Here is an 18742-nt window from a genome sequence, read left to right as displayed (position 1 = left end):
CGCCGGATCAGTTAACGTTTCTATATCCGCACTATTTACCAGAACAACCATGCTACCAACCAAAGCCTATGCCGCTCCCGCGGTTAATATTCCGCTGGAGCCTTTCCAGTTTGAGCGCCGCGACGTCGGCCCGCACGATGTGCAAATTGAAATTCTGTTCTGTGGCGTGTGCCACTCCGACCTGCACCAGGTGCGCGACGAGTGGGGCGGCTCGATCTTCCCTATGGTGCCCGGCCACGAAATTGTGGGCCGCGTAACCCAGGTAGGCAATCAGGTACGTCTGTTCAAAGCCGGCGACTTGGCCGGCGTAGGCTGCATGGTAGACTCCTGCCGCACCTGCCCCAGTTGCCGCGAAGGCCTGGAACAGTACTGCGAAGTAGGCTTTGTAGGCACCTACAATGGTCGCGAGCTGAAATCGGGGGCGCCTACCTACGGTGGCTACTCCAACCAGATTGTGGTAAATGAGGCCTTCACCTTGCGTGTGCCCGATAGCCTGCCGCTGGCCGGCGTTGCACCGCTGCTGTGCGCCGGCATTACCACGTACTCGCCGCTGCGCCAGTGGAAAGTAGGCGAGGGGCACCGCGTGGGTGTTATGGGCCTGGGCGGCCTGGGCCACATGGCCGTAAAGCTGGCCGCCGCTATGGGTGCCGAAGTAACCGTGCTCAGCACCTCGCCTAATAAAGAGGCAGATGCCAAGGCGCTGGGAGCCCACAAGTTTGTGGTAACCAAAGATGCTGAGGCGCTGAACAGCGTTACCAACTACTTCGATTTCATCCTTAACACGGTATCAGCGCCCCTGGATATGAGCCTGTACGTGAACCTGCTGCGCCGCGACGGAACCATGATTCTGCTGGGCGTGCCCCCGGAAGCGCCGCAGCTGCATGCCTTTAACCTCATTGCCAAGCGCCGCCGCATTGCCGGCTCGCTTATCGGCGGCATCGATGAAACTCAGGAAATGCTGGACTTCTGCGCCCGCCACAACATCGTTTCCGATGTCGAAGTCATTCCCATGAACTACATCAACGAAGCCTACGAGCGGATGCTGAAAGCCGACGTGAAATACCGCTTCGTAATTGATATGGCGACGCTGTAAGAGAACCTACTAACTGAAAAACGTCAGGCAGGGGCTAGCGCCGCTGCCTGACGTTCTTTTTTTGTGCCTACCGCACCTCGTATGGATACGTAAAGCTCCCCTCCAGCACCAGGCGTTTGGCCGCGCTGCGCGCTACATTGGTCTGGCAGACCACCGCGCGGTAAGTGCCCGTGAGCAGGTGATGCTCGGTATCCACGGCCGTAATGCGTACTTCGCCATCATTCAGCTGGCAGGCTTTGGATTCGGCGGATACGTCGCCCACCTGATAATACGCCTCGCGGATGTGTCCGGTGAGGATTTCCTTGAAGCGGTATACGGCCGGTATGGGCTTGAATTCATCTACCATAATGGTCAGGCCGGGGTCGTCGGGTGTGGCGGCGGGCACAATGGTCAGGGTGAGGACTTGCCCGCCGTTGGGGGTTACATCAAAGCGGGAGCTGAGCGAATCGGTGACGACGGCCTCGCCATTACGGCGCAGGGTAAGGGTGTGGGCCGCGGCCAGCTTTGGGGGTGTACTGCTGATCAACCACCCCGAACCTAATACTCCCAACAGCAACAGACAGCTACGCATACAAAAACGGTGAAAAAGCTAAAAATCCGCCCCGGGAGCCAGCAAAGTGGCCGCCAGGGCGGATGGAAGTTACACAGCGCCGGGCGTTTTTCCTGAGGAAAAATCCCAGCCTGCAAGGATCAGGCCTGCTTATCTGTTGGGTTGGGGCCGCCGCCGTGAATCATCTCGGAAACAATGCCCCGGTCCTTGGTCAGCTCGGCCCAGACTACGCCCAGCAGATGCACGGCGAAGAAGGCCAGAATGAGGTACATATTCACGTTATGCACCTCCTTGATGGTATGCTCCAGCTTGTGCAGCGCCGCCACGTCATCGGCGTAGATAAGGGCCAGCCCGGTAACTACCATCACCAGCAACAGCACATAAAATAGCAGGTAAGAGTACTTCACGGCCACTGAGTGCCGCACCCGAAAGGCTTTGTAGGGCGCATCATGAGTAGACTGTTTGGCCTGATGCAGGCGGGCGCTGAATTTCTGCGAAGCCGGCTGCAATACCTCTACAATAATGCGCCAAAGCAGCAGTCCGGCCAGAGTTACGCCCAGGTAAATATGCCAGTCCCAGATGCGGTGATTCACCAGCCCGCCAATGCTGCGCAGCTGCTCCGTAGTGGCCTCCACCCCGTTTTTCGCCAGGGTCTCCTGCATCTTCGGAAAAAGCCCCTTTATGTTAATGATAACCTTCAGAAACAGAATGGTGCTTAGCAAACCGGAAATAACCGCCCAGTTGGCCCAGTGCCAGATGCGCAGGCCCGCGGAGTATTTTTTGGCAGGAGAGGTTTCGGTGGTAGCGTGTGCCATGAAGAACTTTAGTAGGAAAACCGGATATGCGAGGGCTGGAAGATAGCCGTTTGTCTGCCTTCCACCAACGCTACCCCGGTAAGTGGGTTATTCCCGCCGACCAGGATATACTTCCAGCGCGTGGGCCAGGCAGTCCATGGCGGCATCCAGGGCCGTGAGGTTGAGCACGTACGCCAAGCGTACCTCATCGAGGCCCGCGCCGGGGGTGGCGTAAAAGCCCGAGGCCGGCGACATCATCACCGTCTGGCCTTTGTGGTCAAACTCTTCCAGCAGCCACTGCGCAAACCGCTCGGTGCTATCCACAGGCAGGCGGCAGAGCACATAGAAGGCGCCGCCGGGCATGGGGCAGCGCACCCCGGGCATAGCCTGCAGGCGCTGCACCAGCCGGTCGCGACGGGCCTGATATTCGGCTTTGGTGTGGTCGAAGTAGGAGTCGGGCAGGTCGGCCGCGGCTTCGCCCATCAGCTGGGCCAGCCCGGGCGGCGAGATGCGCATCTGCGCGAAGCGGAAGGCGGCATCGTGCACGGCCTTGTTTTTCGTGACCAGAGCCCCTAGGCGGGCTCCGCAGGCGCTGTAGCGCTTGGAAATGGTATCCAGCAGTACCACGTGCTCGGCCGCGGCCGGCCCCAGGTGCAGGGCACTTACAAACGGCTTTTCGTAGCAAAACTCCCGGTAGGCTTCATCGGCCAGCAAATACAGGCCATGCCGCTCACAAAGGGCCAGCACCTGCTCCAGCTCCTCGCGGCTGTACACGTGGCCGGTGGGATTGTTGGGGTTGCAGATGAGCACGGCCCGGGTGCGCGCTGATACGTGTTGCTCCAACTCCTGCACGGGCGGCAGCGCAAACCCGGTTTCCAGGTAAGAGCGCATCGGCACCATGGTTACGCCGGCGGCAATGGAAAAGGCGGTGTAGGCCCCATAAAACGGTTCCGGCACCAGCACTTCGTCGCCGGGATTCAGGCAGCTCAGCAGGGCAAACAAAATGGCCTCTGAGCCCCCGGTTGTTACGATAATCTCGTCTTCGCTGACGTTGATGCCGGCGCGCTGGTAGTAAGTGGCCAGCTTGCGGCGGTAGCTGGGGTGGCCCGCGCCGTGGCTGTATTCCAGCACCCGGATATCCGCGTTACGCACCGCTTCCAGCATAGCCGGGGGCGTTTCAATATCCGGCTGGCCGATGTTGAGGTGGTATACAGTGAGGCCGCGGGCTTTGGCCGCCTCGGCATATGGAGCGAGCCGCCGGTAAGGTGACAAAGGCATCGCCCGGCCGCGTTCGGAGATTGTCAGCATCTCCAAAACTACGACCGGGCGCGCAAATGTGCGGCACGAATAGTGCCTATTTGAGAATTGATAGGCTGCGCTACATGGACCTTTTGTTTGACAGGCTCACGGTGCCAGAAAGAAGGCCTCTAGCAACGCACCACCATCCTTTAAATCTTTTCCGGCAGCAGCGTGGCATCCTGGTAGTTACCCAGCACCGGCGTTTTGCCCTCCGTTACGGCTTCTACCAGCAGCTTGCCGCCCACAAACGCGCCCTTCCAGGACTCGCCCAGGCCCCCGAACACCTCTTCCCGGTCGCCGCGGGAGCGGAGCTTGTTGATACCCACTTTGAAGGCGCGTACTTCCTTGGCCGTACGTTCCGCCCACTTGGCATCATCGGAGGCCACAGCGGCTACCAGCGCGCCGTTGCTGATGTTCATTTCGCCCACCAACTCCTCTACCCGGTCTACCAGCACAATGCTGTCGATGGGGCCGAAGGGCTCTTTGAAGTACAGCTCGCTCTGGCGCGGCAGGTTTACCAGGGCCCGCGGGGCGCGGTAAGCGGAGCGGTCCTGGCCGGGCAGGAAAAGACTGTCGTCCAGCTTGCCGTCATAAATAGGCGTGGCGCCGGTTTTCAGCGCGTCGGCGTAGAGGCGGTCCAGGTCTTCGGCCTGGGCTTTGTTGATAACGGGTCCGAAGGCCAGATCCGGCAGCTTGTCGCCGATATTATCGACGAGCGTGGGGTTGCCCACCTGCAGGCTGCGGATAGTGTTCCAGTAGGTTTCCAGGAACTGCGGAAACAGGCGGCGCTCTACCACAAAGCGCACGTAGGCGGTGCAGCGCTGCTTGCCGTAGTCGTAGCCCTTTTTGAGCTGGTCGGCCAGGGTGTCCCAGTCGCTGTAATCCCAGATGCCGTAGGTGTTCACGCCTTCCATTTCCAGCATGTAGCGCTTGTTGTGGGTGCTGAGGGCATCCGCAATGTTGCGGCCGTTGTAGCGCCCACCCACAAAGCTCAGGCAGTCAATGGCTTCGTTTTTCACCAGCACGTCGCTCAGCTCGCCGCCGGGGCCGCTCACCAGGGTAACGGGCAGGCCGCAGCGGCGGGCAATGGCAAACGTCACGCTCAGGGAAATAAAGCCGCCATCGGTAGGGGTTTTGGCAATAACGGCATTGCCGCACAGCGCCTGCACCAGCACCGCGTGCAGCAGCACCGACATGGGGTAGTTCCAAGAGGCAATGTTGCTCACCAGCCCTAAGGGCTTGCGCTGGTCCAGCATGCCTTCAATGTTATCCACGTACCACTGCACGCCCTCAATGGCGCGGTCAATGTCCGTAAAGCCTAGCTTATAGGTTTTGCCGATTTCCCAGATCAGCAGCTTGCCAATGAGGTCTACCTGCGGGCGCAGCTGCACCAGGCAGTCCTGCACGCGGCGTTTGCGCTCATCCAAATCTATGGCGGCCCAGGCGGCGGCTTCCTGCTTGGCGGCCTGCACGGCACGCAGGCCGGTGGCGTGGTCCAGCATGGGCAGCGCGCCCAGCGCCGTGCCATCTACCGGCGAGATAAACTCGCGGGGCTGGCCGGGCTCCTGCCAGCGGCCTTCCAGCAGGTTCAGAAAGCGGCCTTCCTGATCAAAGATTTCCGGCGTCAGCTGCTTTACCTGGGCCAGTAGGCCGGCATATTCTACCTGGGGCGAAATGATTTTTGGCATCGAAGGAAAAGGTCGGTTGGAAAGAATAGAGGAGCGGTTGAGCGGTCAAGTTATCGGCATTACGGGAAACGGTGCTATATCGTCATGCAGCGCAAAGCATCTCACATGCTGAGGTTGTTGGAAAAAGGACGTCATGTCGAGCGAAGTCGAGACATCTCGCTAGTGTGGTATACAATGGTTACCACTGCAACGACCCCACGCGAGATGTCTCGACTTCGCTCGACATGACGTTCTATTACAAAAGGTTTGCTCTTTTCTTAAACAGCCCAAACGCAAAAAGAGCCTCCGGTGGGGAGGCTCCTGGGAAAATAAATTCGAAATCCGGCTAGCGGTAAATCAGGATGCGGGCGGGCTCTAGGCAGGTCAGGGAGTGGCGCTCTTTGGCGGGAATGATGACGAAGTCGCCGGCTTCTACTTCCGTGGGCGTATCGGCTACGGTGATGATGAGGCGGCCGGCCAGCACGGTTACCAGCACGTCCATGGGCGCATCGTGCGTGGGCATGACTTCGCCGGCCTGGAAGGTTTTGAAAATGACTTTCTGGCCGTTTTTATCCAGCAGAACCTGGCCTTTGGTTTCGCCAATGGCAGAGTGACGGCCGGCCAGCAGGCTGCCGGTATGGAAAATAGTGGAGGTAGCAGACATAAGCTTGAAGGTACTAGTGAAAGCCAAAGCTACCCCGCCCGCAGCCATCCAAAAATGACATTCGTCATGCCCGGGCGGCCCGGGCCGCCACGCCAAAATCTTTTGCCGGAAACCGCCGCTCAACCATTAACCTATCCTTTTTGGCTGCGTTGGAAAAGGAGTCTATCTACTTGTACGGCGTCATGTATAAGCTCTAAACCAACCATTCAGCCGCCCCGGCGCCACCGCCAACAGCAGCAGCCCCCAAGGGCGGCGAGGGGCTGAAAACCTGACATCCAACCTGCTTTTTTGTCTCCCGGTACCACCGTAATTGCTGAAACAGTTTCTTATTTCTAACCCTTTTTTCTGTCAGTTATGGCTTATGAAAATCAAACAGACTGGGGCGGCCGCTCAGCCGGCCGCACCCGCTCGCCCCGCTATGCTTCCTATAGCCCTGAATATGACGAGCACAATCTATACTCCTCCCGCCAGGGCACCGCGCTGTTTGGCAAAGGCACGGTGGGCGGCATGCTTGGGAGTATGAGCACCACGCAGAAAATTCTGGGCGGCGCGCTGCTGCTGCTGGGCGTTACCTCCCTGCTGAAAAGCGGTAGCACCGGCGGCGCATCGGCCAGAAGCCAGGCCGATGCGCTGCAGGAACTGCTCCTGTTCGTAAACGACCGGGTAGCAGGCTACCAGCGGGCCGCCACCGAAAGCAAGGACCCGGAGCTGAAAGGCTACTACAGCCAACTGGTGAACCAGAGCCGGCAGTTTGCCAACAAGCTCAATGACTACCTGCGGCAGCTGGACGTAAGTCAGGAGCGGGGCACTACGCTGAAAGGCAAGCTCTACCGGGGTTGGATGGACGCCAAAGCCACCTTCACCGGCTTCGACGAAAACGCCATTCTGGGCGCCAATATCTACGGCGAAGAATGGGCCCTGAAAGCCTACCGCGAAGCCCTGCAGGCCCCGGGCCTGTCCGGGGAAATACGGCAGGAAATAGTGCGCCAGTACGGCCAGGCCCAAGACACGTACCAGCGCCTGAAAAGCATGGAGTTCCAGCCTAATGCGGCTAATGCCTTGTAAGTGGTTTCTGCATCGAAGTAAAGCAAAAAGGCACCCCAACCAGGGTGCCTTTTTCTTGCTGTAGTCCGCTCAGCGGCAGGGGAGTGGCTACTCCCGGAACAGCTTTTTATCAGCCCAGAAGGTGCCAAAGGGCAACACCGATACCACCAGCGCCAGTAGCGTTTTCTGCCACGTCCAGCTGTGCTCTATAGCTGCCTGAATCACCAGCAGTACATACAGCACAAACAGCACTCCGTGGGCCATGCCTACCAGGCGCACGGCTTCCGGCTGCCCGGCCAAGTACTTCAGCGGCATAGCAATGCCCAATAAAACCAGAAAGGAAACCCCCTCCAGAAAACCAACCGTCCGCAGACGCCCCAGTGAAGTCCGCAACAAAGAAACCAGCATCATACCCAAACTGAATGAGGCCGCAAGTTACGGCGCCACGGCTAAACCCGCTTCAGGTACAGTATTGCATGTATTTTATAATATATATCGAATAATTAATAAATACAGACAACCTTTACCCCGCTCAATGCATCTGCCTTCTATATTTCCCCTCCCTGTTCCGTACGCTACATGAAAACAACCCTTACCCGCTTCCGAGGCTTCCTGCCCGCCTTCCTGCTTTTGCTCCTGATGAGCAACTGCTTTCAAGCAGAAGCCCGCACTGCTGCCCCCGCCGACAGCGTGGACACGTTCCTGACGACCATCATGCAGCAAAAGCGCATCCCGGGTTTGCAGCTGGCGGTTGTCCGGCACGGCAAGCTGGTGAAAGTGGCGCAGTATGGGCTGGCCAATGTGCAGGACTCGGTGCCCGTTACCCGGCACACCCGCTTTGTGATTAACTCCATCACCAAAGCCTTTGTGGGGGTGGCCGTGATGCAGCTGGTGGAAGCCGGCAAGCTGGATCTGGGTGCGCCGGTGTCGCGCTACCTCCCGGGTCTGCCCGTGGCCTGGCAGCCCGTAACGGTGCGGCAGCTGCTCACGCACACCTCCGGCCTGCCCGATATCCTGCCCGAAGGCGCCATTGTGACGGAAGAAAACGAAACTGCCGCCTGGGCCAAGGTGCAAACCCAGCCCCTGGATTTCCCCATCGGCGAGAAGTTTGCCTACAACCAAACCAACTACCTGCTGCTGGGCAAAATCATCGACCAGCTCAGCGGCATGCCTTTCGCGCAGTTTATTCAGGAGCGGCAGCTCAACGTGGTGGGCATGCCCCTAACCACCTCCGGCGATGCGCACGACGTACTGCCGCACAGCGCCCGGGGGTACACCTATTTTCAGAATATTGACGGGCAAATGCACCGGGGCCGCCAGCTCCGCAACATGTTTGAGGTGTTTTCGCCCATGCTGCGCACCGCCGCGGGCATGAGCTCTACGGCCGAGGAAATGGCCCGCTGGGTAATAGCACTGCAAAAGGGCCAGCTGCTGAAACCCACCAGCCTGCCTACCCTCTGGACGCCGGGTCAGCTCAATAACGGCTCCCAGGACGGATTCAGCCGCCTGCTGAATGGCTATGCCCTGGGCTGGCCCACCGTATCCCGCCCCGAGCATCGGGCCGTAGCGCCGGTGGGCGGCGGGCGCTCCGCCGTATTCCTCTACCCCAACGACGACCTGGCTATTGTGGTGCTCACCAACCTGACGGGCACCAACCCCGATACGTTCATAGATGAGCTGGCTGGGTATTATATCCCCGATATGAAGGTGGCGACGGGCTTCGGCATGTCGCCCGGCCTGCGGGCACTGCATCAGGAGCTTCGTAAGCGAGGCTTTGCCAATGCCCAGCAGGCCGTGAAGCAAGCCAAAAAGAAGAATGCGCAGCTACAGCTGTCCGAAGCGGAGATAAATGACTGGGGCTACTCGCTGCTGAAGCAGGAAAAGGTGCAGGATGCGCTGGAAATCTTTAAGCTGAACGTGAGCCTGTACCCCCAAAGCGCCAACACCTATGATAGTCTGGCCGAAACCTACGCGTCGTTGGGCAACAAGGCGCTGGCCACCAGGAACTATCAACGCTCCCTGGCGCTCAATCCTAAAAATACCGCTGCGGCGGAATATCTAAAGCAGTAAACGAAGCGGAGGGAGTTGCGGAAAAAAGCCCGTCATGTCGAGCGCAGTCGAGACATCTCGCGTGCTGATGTTGTGGTAGTAACTCAACGAAGCGGGCGAGATGCTTCGGCTGCGCTCAGCATGACAATACCATTATAACATCAGCACGCGAGATGTCTCGACTGCGCTCGACATGACGGGCTAGAGCAGCCAGTGGCTTGGTATTACTATCCGGCGGTAAGTCCTTCCAGTCGGTTGGCGTCGTCGTAGAGGGGAAGGGTGCCGGAGGTGCGCCCCAGCATTTTTTGCCGCCACAAGTGGCCCAGTGCCGGGCAGGCAGGCAGCGCGGCTGATAGCGCCAGGTCCTCGCGCAGCTCATATTTCACGCTGTTGGCGCGGGCCACCGTCCACTCGGGGTAGGGGCGCTCTATCAGCTCCAGCGTATCATGCGCCGACACCCGGCCGGGCTGCAGCACGCGCATGTACCAGCCCGTGAAGCCGGAATCCTGTAGCCATTTGGGCAGCAAAGGCAGCTGCCAGCGCAAACCCAGCTGGAAGCAAGGCGAGCGGGGCTGCGAAATCTGAATCTGCGCCTCGCCCCACTGAAATACGTCGCCGAGGCAAACGTCCTGCTCGGTGCAAGAGCCGGCCAGCGTGAGGTTCTCGCCGAAGCTCCCGGGTAGCAGGGGCTGGTCCACCCGCTCCGACCAGTAGCTATAATGGGTGCCGGGATACACGCACAACGCCTGATCGGGGCCGCCGTGGGCTTTCAGGTTGGCTTGCCCGTCGCCGGTTAGGTTGAGCGCATCCAGCCACAGCGGTTCCGTAACGGCGGTTTTGCGGATGGCCGTTACCCATTTCCGCGCCAGTGGGTTTGGGGCATCAGGCGAGCCTAATTGCTGGGGCTTGCCCACAGATACGGCTGTGAGTGGAATGGATAGAGGCAGGAGCGAAGGCATGAGTTGATAGCAGGAGAAAGAGGAACTTCACCTCAAGGCTAGTCACGAGCTTTAAGATTATGCCAGTGAGGGGTTAGAAAACGTGTATAAAATACTGATTTATGATAAGGTAAATAATTATTAGTATCAATGAGAATAGTGAGTTATACCAAATGTCGTCTTTTATTAAGATGCTATATGGTGTCTTAAATCCGTTCAATATCCAAAGAATAAATGCCCCTGGGTAAGCTAGTAAAGTCATTGTTATTATTTCAATTACTATATTCATTATTCTGATCAAATTTTGCAGTGATTTAAAAATAGATTTTTGTGAATCCCCCCGCAGTCCCCGCAGTCCCCGCAGTCGCTCGGCTGTGCCGAGTGACGTCTATGTTCCAGCAGCTGTGCTGCCTGCGTTTGATTCGTATGAGTTGCTGTACAGGTTGTGCGGCTCAATTCGCAGCACAGCTGCTCAGGCATAGTGGTCACTCGACATAGCCGAGCGACTGCAGGGGAAACCTATTTAATTTATTTGTCAAGTGATTCCATAAATAATTCGAATTCCGAGCTATTTAACATGATTGATCTTAATATCTCTCTAGAATGGATAACGGTTTTTCTGTGTCCCATATCCTTTCTTATTAAAACTATTAGATCCATGTAGATTAAGATATGCTTTGAATTGCCGGGTTGTAATTCGTTGTATTGCTGCCATTCATTGAATTTTCTTATAATATTATCTGGAGCGTATATGTATAGGTCCTTTCTAATGTCAATCAATTTTGATATCAAATCATTTTCCTTTTGCTTTTTTAAGCCTTTGGTGCTTTTTACTATATCAAAAATGACACTAATAACTTCGTTGTATACGTTGTATTTTTTGTCAGATAACTGACTTTGAATACCTTTTATTTCATCTTTCTGCTGTTTTACTAGGTATCCAAGTGCCGCTACTATTGCTCCAAGTATCGGTACTAAAAATTCTGAAAGAGAAAATGTTATTTCCTTTATCATATAGAAAGAATAAAACCCCGCATCAGCCAAAGCCAATGCGGGGTTTCTTTATTAATTGGCAAGAGCCAAACTACTACATATCCTTGATAATCTCGTCGCCGAACTCGCTGCACTTCAGCAGGGTAGCGCCTTCCATCAAACGCTCAAAGTCGTAGGTGACGCGCTTAGAGGCAATGGCGGCTTCGATGCCTTTGTAGATGAGGTCGGCGGCTTCCTGCCAGCCCATGTACTCCAGCATCAGGGCACCCGAGAGGATAACCGAGCCGGGGTTCACTTTGTCCTGGTTAGCGTACTTGGGCGCCGTACCGTGGGTAGCTTCAAAAATGGCGTGGCCGGTTACGTAGTTAATGTTAGCACCGGGCGCAATGCCGATACCACCTACGATGGCAGCCAGGGCATCGGAAATATAGTCGCCGTTCAGGTTCAGGGTAGCCACTACCGAGTACTCGGAGGGGCGGAGCAGAATCTGCTGCAGGAAGGCATCGGCAATGCTGTCCTTAATGAGGATTTTGCCGCTTTCCAGGGCTGCCTTCTGCTGGGCATCGGCTACGTCTTGGCCCTGCTTGGCGGCGGTTTTATCGTACTGGCTCCAAGTGTATACTTTGTCGCCGAACTCGCGCTCAGCCAACTCGTAACCCCAGGTTTTGAAGGCACCCTCGGTGAACTTCATGATGTTGCCTTTGTGCACAATGGTCACGGAAGGCTTCTTCTGCTCAATGGCGTACTGGATGGCGGCGCGCACCAGGCGCTCCGTGCCTTCCTTGGAAACCGGCTTAATGCCGAACGAGGACGTCTCGGGGAAGCGAATTTTCTTCACGCCCATCTCATCCTGCAGGAATTCCAGCATTTTCTGAGCCTGAGGGGTGCCGTTCATGTACTCAATGCCGGCGTAGATATCCTCAGTGTTTTCGCGGAAGATAACCATGTCCGTCAGCTCGGGGTGCTTCACGGGGGAGGGCACACCCTGGAACCAACGTACGGGACGCACGCAGGCGTACAGGTCCAGCTCCTGGCGCAGGGCCACGTTCAGGGAGCGGATACCGCCGCCTACGGGCGTAGTGAGGGGGCCTTTAATGCCCACCAGGTATTCACGGAAGGCATCCAGCGTTTCGTTGGGCAGCCAGTTGCCGGTCTGCTTGAAAGACTTTTCCCCGGCCAGCACTTCTTTCCACACCAGCTTGCGCTTGCCGCCGTAGGCTTTTGCTACTGCCGCGTCAAACACTTTAACAGAAGCCGCCCAAATGTCCGGACCGGTACCGTCGCCCTCAATGAAGGGAATGGTGGGTTGGTCTGGTACGTTCAGCTTGCCGTTCTTGATGGTGATTTTTTGCTCTGCCATTGGTATGTAAGGACTTGGGGACGTAGGTCTTCGGTCTTCGGTTTAATGTGAAAGGATGTGTGCCGGGCCGGGCGGGAGTGACGGAGGACTCGGGCCGCGGGTAGTGCAAAAACAAAGGGGCGCCCAAAAGGCGGTGCAAAGAAACTAAGAGCAGGCCCCTAATTCCTAAGCTCTGCCTTAATACCCGAAAATTTCTTTTAAGGTGAGCTGCTGTACCTTCCCGTATTTGGCTAGTTCCGGGAAGTTGAGCCGCTCTTTCGAGCCAATCACCAGGATGCTCTGGTTTTGGCCCTTCACTTTGGCTTCCTGAAACTTCTTCAGGTCGTCAAAGCTCATGTTGTAGGTCTTTTCATACACGTCGCGGCGCAGGTCGTAGTCCAGGCCCAGGCGCTTGGCGCGCTCGTAGCTGAACAGGATATCGGACTTGGTGATGCGCTCCGTGGCAATGCTGTTGCGGATGGCGTTTTTGGCAATCTGCAGGTTGGCTTCGGCCACGGGCATATCGTTCAGCAGTGCCTGCATGCCGGCCATGGCCTCGGGCAGCTTGTCGCTCTGCGTCCCGATGTAGGAGAGAATGTAGTTGGAGCGCCCCAGCTTATCGGCATTGGCATACCGCGACGAAGCCGAGTACGCCAGCGCCTTGCTCTCGCGCAGCTCCTGAAACACGATGCTGCCCATGGAGCCGCCAAAGTATTCGTTGTACAGGCTCACCGTGGGTACCAGGCTCTTGTCGTACGCATCCCCCTTCGTTAAAAACAAAATTTCGGCCTGCACCATGTTGTAATCCACCCAATAGACTTTGCGGTCCTTCATAGGTTGCTCCGCGAAGTCGTTGTTGGCCGGTACAGGGGTGAGGGTGGCGGGTGTTTTATGCTCTGCATTCAGCACGGTAGTCAACGCATCAGCAGCCCGAGGGCCGTAGTACAATACGCGGTGCTGATAAGTCGGAATCTTCTTGATAAGGGCCGTCAGCTGCTCCGGCTTCAGGGCGCGCAGCTGCTTTTCGGTGAGCTGCGAGGTGAAGGGGTTCTTGGGGCCGTATTTGGCGAAGTTCACCATGGCCTGGCTCAGAATGACCTGCTTGTTCAGCTTAGCATCCTGACGCGCTTTCAGCACGCCATCCACCATGTTTTTCAGGGCCGCGGCATCGGGCTTGGGGTTGGCCAGCAGGCTTTCGAAAAGCTGCAGGGCCGGCTCAAAGTTGTCGTCGAGGCCGGAGAGGCTCACGTACACACGGTCCTGCCCGCTCTGCACGCCAAACGAGCAGCCCAGCTTGTAGAACTCCTGCTGCAGCTGCGCGGCGGAGTATTTCCCGGCGCCGAGGTACTGCAGATAGTCGGCCGCCAGACCTAGGCGTGGGTCGTTGTTGGTGCCCATATCGAGCACGTAGTACAGATCGAAGAGGTTATTCTCGGTGTTGCGGGTGTAGAACACCGGCACACCCGAAGCCAGCTTCAGCTCCTGAATATCCTTCTTGTAGTCCAGGAACACCGGCTGCAACTCGGGCGAGGACATTTCGGTTACCTGCTTGTAGAAGCTGGAGGCTACTTCGCGGTTTACGGGCACCGGCGTAATGGCCGGCTTCACCACCTTCACTTTATTAGGATCCTGGCCGGTGCGCTTGTACACGGCCACGTAGTTGTTCTGGTAGTACTGGTTGGCCACGCGCATCACATCGGCCTTGGTAATTTTACCGAAGTCGTCTATCTGGCGGAGGTAGTCTTTCCAGTCCTGGCGGGCAATGAAAGCCGAAACGAAAGCGCCGGCGCGGGCCTCGTTGCTCTCGTAGCTCTTGGTGCGCTGCAGCTTCTCGTTGTTGATGATGGCCGGAATCAGCCAGTCGGGGAAGTCGCCCTTTTTCACCTTAGTCAGCTCGCCCAGCAGCAGGTCGCGCACCTGCGTCAGGCTCTGGCCCTGGCGTGGGGTAGCGTAGAGAATGTGCGAGGCGTAGTCGTCGTTGATATCGGTGAACGAAGCGGCCTGCAGCACTTTCTGCTGCTGGTTCAGGTCCAGGTCAATCAGGCCGGCCTGGCCGTTGCTCAGGATTTTGTCAATCATGCGCAGCACCAGCGCATCGGGCGTGGTGGTGCCGGGAAAGCGGAAGCCGAGCATGACGTTTTCCGCGTCGGGGCCTTTCACTTCCTTAACAATAGGCGCTGTAATGGGGTCTTCCTGCGCCACAGTAAACGTGGGCACCGGCTTGCTCTTCAGCTGCCCAAAGTACTTGTCAATCACCCGGATAGCCTGATCGTAATCCAGGTCGCCGCTCAGGGCTACCGCGAAGTTGTTCGGCACATAATACTGGTCGAAATACTTCTTAATCTCCGTGATGGATGGGTTCTGCAGGTGCTGAATGGTACCAATGGTGGTTTGGGTGCCGTACTGGTGCTTGCGGTACAAGCTGGCATTCAGGGCCTCAAACTCCTTGTTAAAGTCGTTGTCGAGGCCGCGGTTTTTCTCCTCGTACACGGCCTCCAGCTCCGTGTGAAACAGGCGGGGTACCAGCTCGCCAAAACGCTCGGCCTGAATGGCGGCCCACTTCTCAATCTGGTTGGAGGGAATATCCTCCTGGTACACGGTCTGCTCGTTGGAGGTGTAGGCGTTGGAGCCTTTCGCGCCAATGGCACCCATCACCTTATCGTACTCATTGGCCACGGCGTACTTGGCCGCCACGCTGGAAATCGAGTCAATCTGGTGGTAGAGGCGCTTGCGCTCGGTCTGGTCGGTTTTGGAGCGGTATACTTCGTAGAGGGCCTCAATCTTGTCCAGCTCGGTTTTCTCGGCGGCCCAGTTCTGCGTGCCCAGGCGCGAAGTACCCTTGAATACCATGTGCTCCAGGTAGTGCGCCAGGCCGGTAGCAGTGCTGGGGTCGTTTTTAGAGCCGGCGCGCACCGCTACGTAGGTCTGAATGCGCGGGGCGTCCTCGTAGTCGGAGAGGTACACCGTCAGGCCGTTATCGAGGGTGTAGATGCGGGCTTTCAGTGGGTCACCTTCTACGGTGGTGTACTTATATTCCTTGGTTTGGGAAACCGGGGCGGGGGCCGATGCAGCCGGCTTACTGGACTGGCACTGAGTAGTGAGGCCCAGCGCAACAACCGCCGGAAATAAAAGCAGAAAGGGTTTTTTCACGAGAGCAAACGCAGAATTTCAGGCAGGAAACAAGAAATCAAAGATAGGCCGCCCGCCTTGGAATTAAAAGCCGATTTGGATTCTAGCTTGATAGAAAAGAACAAAGCCAGAATAGTGGGATGAGTGCCTAATACCTCGTTATGGTATGCTACGGCTAAAAGCTAGTTCCCCTCCTCAGATGAGGAGGGGTTAGGGGTGGTTGACTAATCGGTGTTTACCTGAGCCGTCATGCTGACCGTAGTCGAAGCATCTTGCTAGTGTAGTAAATCCAACGAATCGAGCGAGATGCTTCGACTACGGTCAGCATGCCCACCTCTTGATTTATATCGTCCGGGCTTCGCACAACCAAACAACGTCATTTACCACCCCGGCCTGCGGCCACCCCTCCTTAAAAAAGAAGGGGAATTACGTTCTGGCTTATTTCCTTAAAAACAGGTTCTTAGATTCTATTCTCTAAAAATCTGTATCCAGACCCAGGCGCTGGCGCATTTCTACCAGGGCGGGGAATCTCTCGGCCAGGTACTCAAACTTATCGGCGGAGGTATAGAGCTTGCGGCCGGTGCTTTGCTGCTCTACTATTTCGGCCTGCAAGGTGAGGCGCGGATAGCCGGTGCGGCGGCGCAGTTCCCCTGTCAGCTCGGCCCGAAACTCGTTGAACACGTCTTCCTGCACTGGGTTATCAACGAGGAGCTTGATGACATGCTTTTCATCGGCTTGTATGGGGCGGTTCAGCACGGTGTACACACTCATGCTCGTGGCTTTGTAGCTGTCCTTCAGCGCTGCCCAGGTCTGTTGCAATAGGGCATCATCAATAGTGGGCAGCGCGCCGGACATCGTGGGCGCATCCTCCTCCACAGCAGTAGCACGACTGGCCGTGTTTTCCCGGGCCGCCTGCTCCTTTATGCCGGCCAGGCTGGGCAGTTTGGAGATGCTCCCGCTTTTGGCGAGGGAAGGCATGGGCCGAATGGGCGCCGCTACTACCGGTATGTCGCCGGGTTCGTGGCCGGCCACGCTGGGGCGGCCCGTTTCCACGTGCGGCGTGCTGTCCAGCACCTGATGGTGCGTGGGCACCGGCGCGGGTGGGTTCTCAATGCTAAGCGTCTCGTGCAGCTCTTCTACGCCGCTGTCCACTGGAATTAGAGGTTCCGGATCGGCTGGAATGGCCTTGATGGGCGCGGCGGGTTGTGGGGTGCTGGTAGGTTGCGGGGCTGCCGCTACGGGCGCAGTAGGCGGGCTACTGATGGTAGCAGGAGCCGCAGCCGGCGTTACACTAGTTTTTTTTTTCGCCTCGCCGTTATCTGACGATGCGCGCTGCGGGCTGGCGACCGAGCCACCTTGCAGGTCGCGGGCAAACTGCACGGCCCCGTTGAGGTAGGCCAGCTTCATGAGCGTGAGCTCCACGTGCAGACGTTGGTTTTTGGCCTGCTTGAATTCCCGGTCGCAGAGGCTCACCAGGTTCAGGGCAGAGAGCAGAAACGCCAGCGGCGCGGCCTGGGCCTGCTGCACATAGCGCGCCCGAATGCCATCAGATACTTCCAGCAGCTGCACCGTTACGGGGTCTTTGCACACCAGCAAACCCCGTAGGTGCTCGGCGGCACCTACCACAAAGTTGTGCAGGTCGAAACCGTTCTGCATCACCTCTTCCAGCAAGAGCAGCGCAGCCGAGAGGTTCTCCGTCAGCAGCGCATCAACTAAGCGGAAGTAGTACTCATAATCCAGAATATGCAGGTTCTGGATAACGTCTTTATAGGTCAGATTGTGGCCTGAGAAGGTCACCATCTGGTCGAACATAGACAGAGCGTCGCGCAGGCCACCGTCAGCCTTTTGGGCCAGCAGATGCAGGGCGTCGTCTTCGGCTTGTACCTTCTCCTGGGTAGCTACATAGCGCAGGTGGCTGCGCATATCATCCACCTTAATGCGGTTGAAGTCGAAGATCTGGCAGCGCGACAGAATGGTAGGAATAATCTTGTGGCGCTCAGTGGTAGCCAGAATGAAAATGGCGTAGCTCGGTGGCTCTTCCAGCGTCTTCAGAAAGGCGTTGAAGGCCGCGTTGGAGAGCATGTGCACCTCGTCGATGATATAAATTTTGTAGCGGCCGGCCTGCGGGGCGTAGCGCACCTGCTCCACCAGGGAGCGGATATCCTCCACGGAGTTGTTGGAAGCAGCATCCAGCTCGTGCACGTTGAAAGAAGCGTTCTGATTGAACGCCCGGCACGACTCGCACTCGTTGCACGCCTCGGCCTCTTGAGTGAGGTTGGTGCAGTTGATGGTTTTGGCCAGAATGCGCGCACAGGTGGTTTTACCCACGCCGCGCGGTCCGCAAAACAGGAACGCCTGCGCCAGGTGGTTACTCAGAATGGCGTTCTGCAGGGTAGTGGTTACGTGCTGCTGACCCACCACGCTGCGAAACGTGGCTGGGCGGTACTTGCGGGCAGATACAACGAAATTCTCCATACGACTAGCCACAAAGATACCGCGAAAACCCGGGCTTTGGAAGGGGAGAAAAGGGGGCCATCCACCAGTAGCGCGAAGCGCCGGCTTCGCGTACGAGCAACGCGAGTAGTCGGCGTCCGCATACGTCAGAACTCGCTGTGCTCGTACGCGAAGCCGGCGCTTCGCGCTACTGTGTGGGCTACTTTAAATGGAACAAATTCACCCCGCCGCAACGTTTATTGCCTGATGTGCGTACCTTCGCACCCCGCCTCTTGGGGCGGGTATCGTTCTTTCTTTTCTGGGGCTGACTGGAATTGACAGCTTGAGCAAGTCGCGAGTAAGCGTGTCGGGAGTTGGATGAATCTCCCGCTAAAAAGCCGTCCAAACAATAACTGGCGACTATTCGTACGCCATGGCTGCTTAGTCTAGGTACTAAGTAATGTCATCGTCCCGCACCCGTCTTCCTTCTCACGGGTGAGTTCGGGGCGTCGTAAGTAGTTAGGATAGTTCTGGTGGCGCTGTGACGCCAGGGCGAAACTCAAACAGATAAGGGGAAACCAAGGGCCTGATGTGCGCCTGGGTTCCCACGAAAATTTAAGCATAGATACACACGTAGAAAGCTCGACGCCTTCCTTGTCTGGACCAGGGTTCGAATCCCTGCAGCTCCACAAAAAAGCCCTCCCCGGTTTCGGGGAGGGCTTTTTTGTTGTATTGCCAATACTTTTGCTA

The 18742-nt window shown here is 57.2% G+C and carries 14 protein-coding genes and 1 other RNA gene; 4 read left to right on the top strand and 11 right to left on the bottom strand.

The annotated features are described in order from the left end of the window. The first annotated feature begins 49 nt into the window (after nucleotides 1-49). Nucleotides 50-1093, top strand: a complete 1044-nt coding sequence (locus tag AM218_RS11340; protein WP_054413963.1) for an NAD(P)-dependent alcohol dehydrogenase — start codon at nucleotides 50-52, stop codon at nucleotides 1091-1093. Between the two features lie 67 nt (nucleotides 1094-1160). On the opposite strand, the gene AM218_RS11335 is transcribed toward AM218_RS11340, so the two are convergent. From AM218_RS11335 to AM218_RS11315, 5 genes are all read right to left on the bottom strand, one after another. Next, nucleotides 1161-1664 (bottom strand): hypothetical protein, encoded by a 504-nt coding sequence (locus AM218_RS11335; protein ID WP_157547638.1) that lies wholly within the window; start codon nucleotides 1662-1664, stop codon nucleotides 1161-1163. Between the two features lie 119 nt (nucleotides 1665-1783). Beyond that, on the bottom strand, nucleotides 1784-2458 hold the full coding sequence (locus AM218_RS11330) for a cytochrome b/b6 domain-containing protein (protein ID WP_054413961.1): 675 nt from the start codon (nucleotides 2456-2458) through the stop codon (nucleotides 1784-1786). 87 nt (nucleotides 2459-2545) lie between these two features. After that, on the bottom strand, nucleotides 2546-3745 hold the full coding sequence (locus AM218_RS11325) for a pyridoxal phosphate-dependent aminotransferase (protein WP_054413960.1): 1200 nt from the start codon (nucleotides 3743-3745) through the stop codon (nucleotides 2546-2548). Nucleotides 3746-3885: 140 nt separating this feature from the next. Continuing rightward, nucleotides 3886-5424 (bottom strand): aldehyde dehydrogenase family protein, encoded by a 1539-nt coding sequence (locus AM218_RS11320; RefSeq protein ID WP_054413959.1) that lies wholly within the window; start codon nucleotides 5422-5424, stop codon nucleotides 3886-3888. A 325-nt stretch (nucleotides 5425-5749) separates the two neighbouring features. Continuing rightward, the gene (locus tag AM218_RS11315; RefSeq protein WP_197273956.1) at nucleotides 5750-6067 is read right to left on the bottom strand and encodes a cupin domain-containing protein; all 318 of its coding nucleotides are present in this window, start codon (nucleotides 6065-6067) and stop codon (nucleotides 5750-5752) included. 354 nt (nucleotides 6068-6421) lie between these two features. On the opposite strand from AM218_RS11315, the gene AM218_RS11310 reads away from it, so the two are divergent. Continuing rightward, nucleotides 6422-7132, top strand: coding sequence for a ferritin-like domain-containing protein (locus AM218_RS11310; RefSeq protein WP_054413957.1), 711 nt, complete (start codon nucleotides 6422-6424; stop codon nucleotides 7130-7132). An 87-nt stretch (nucleotides 7133-7219) separates the two neighbouring features. Here the strand turns inward: AM218_RS11310 and AM218_RS11305 are convergent, their stop codons facing one another. Beyond that, nucleotides 7220-7519: a DUF3817 domain-containing protein gene (locus AM218_RS11305; RefSeq protein WP_044516293.1), complete on the bottom strand. Its 300-nt coding sequence runs from the start codon at nucleotides 7517-7519 to the stop codon at nucleotides 7220-7222. A 171-nt stretch (nucleotides 7520-7690) separates the two neighbouring features. On the opposite strand from AM218_RS11305, the gene AM218_RS11300 reads away from it, so the two are divergent. Continuing rightward, nucleotides 7691-9181, top strand: a complete 1491-nt coding sequence (locus AM218_RS11300; protein WP_231717478.1) for a serine hydrolase domain-containing protein — start codon at nucleotides 7691-7693, stop codon at nucleotides 9179-9181. Between the two features lie 206 nt (nucleotides 9182-9387). On the opposite strand, the gene AM218_RS11295 is transcribed toward AM218_RS11300, so the two are convergent. The 5 genes from AM218_RS11295 to AM218_RS11270 all read right to left on the bottom strand — a co-directional run bounded on the left by AM218_RS11295 (nucleotide 9388) and on the right by AM218_RS11270 (nucleotide 18034). Next, nucleotides 9388-10119, bottom strand: coding sequence for an MOSC domain-containing protein (locus AM218_RS11295; protein WP_071843769.1), 732 nt, complete (start codon nucleotides 10117-10119; stop codon nucleotides 9388-9390). A 507-nt stretch (nucleotides 10120-10626) separates the two neighbouring features. After that, nucleotides 10627-11112: a hypothetical protein gene (locus AM218_RS11285; protein ID WP_157547637.1), complete on the bottom strand. Its 486-nt coding sequence runs from the start codon at nucleotides 11110-11112 to the stop codon at nucleotides 10627-10629. 73 nt (nucleotides 11113-11185) lie between these two features. Continuing rightward, the gene (gene icd / locus AM218_RS11280; protein ID WP_054413953.1) at nucleotides 11186-12451 is read right to left on the bottom strand and encodes an NADP-dependent isocitrate dehydrogenase; all 1266 of its coding nucleotides are present in this window, start codon (nucleotides 12449-12451) and stop codon (nucleotides 11186-11188) included. A 177-nt stretch (nucleotides 12452-12628) separates the two neighbouring features. Then, nucleotides 12629-15580 carry a M16 family metallopeptidase gene (locus tag AM218_RS11275; protein ID WP_231717477.1) on the bottom strand — a complete coding sequence of 984 codons (2952 nt, stop codon included), beginning with the start codon at nucleotides 15578-15580 and terminating at the stop codon, nucleotides 12629-12631. Between the two features lie 453 nt (nucleotides 15581-16033). Further along, nucleotides 16034-18034, bottom strand: a complete 2001-nt coding sequence (locus AM218_RS11270; RefSeq protein ID WP_054413952.1) for a DNA polymerase III subunit gamma/tau — start codon at nucleotides 18032-18034, stop codon at nucleotides 16034-16036. A 279-nt stretch (nucleotides 18035-18313) separates the two neighbouring features. Here AM218_RS11270 and ssrA point away from each other — a divergent pair. Next, nucleotides 18314-18684, top strand: a transfer-messenger RNA (tmRNA) gene (ssrA, locus tag AM218_RS16395). Nucleotides 18685-18742: the final 58 nt, after the last annotated feature.

The sequence above is a fragment of the Hymenobacter sp. DG25A genome (genome assembly GCF_001280305.1).
GTDB lineage: Bacteria > Bacteroidota > Bacteroidia > Cytophagales > Hymenobacteraceae > Hymenobacter.
The sequence above is the reverse complement of the archived record's forward strand: the minus strand, read 5'-3'. Positions and strand labels throughout refer to the sequence as shown.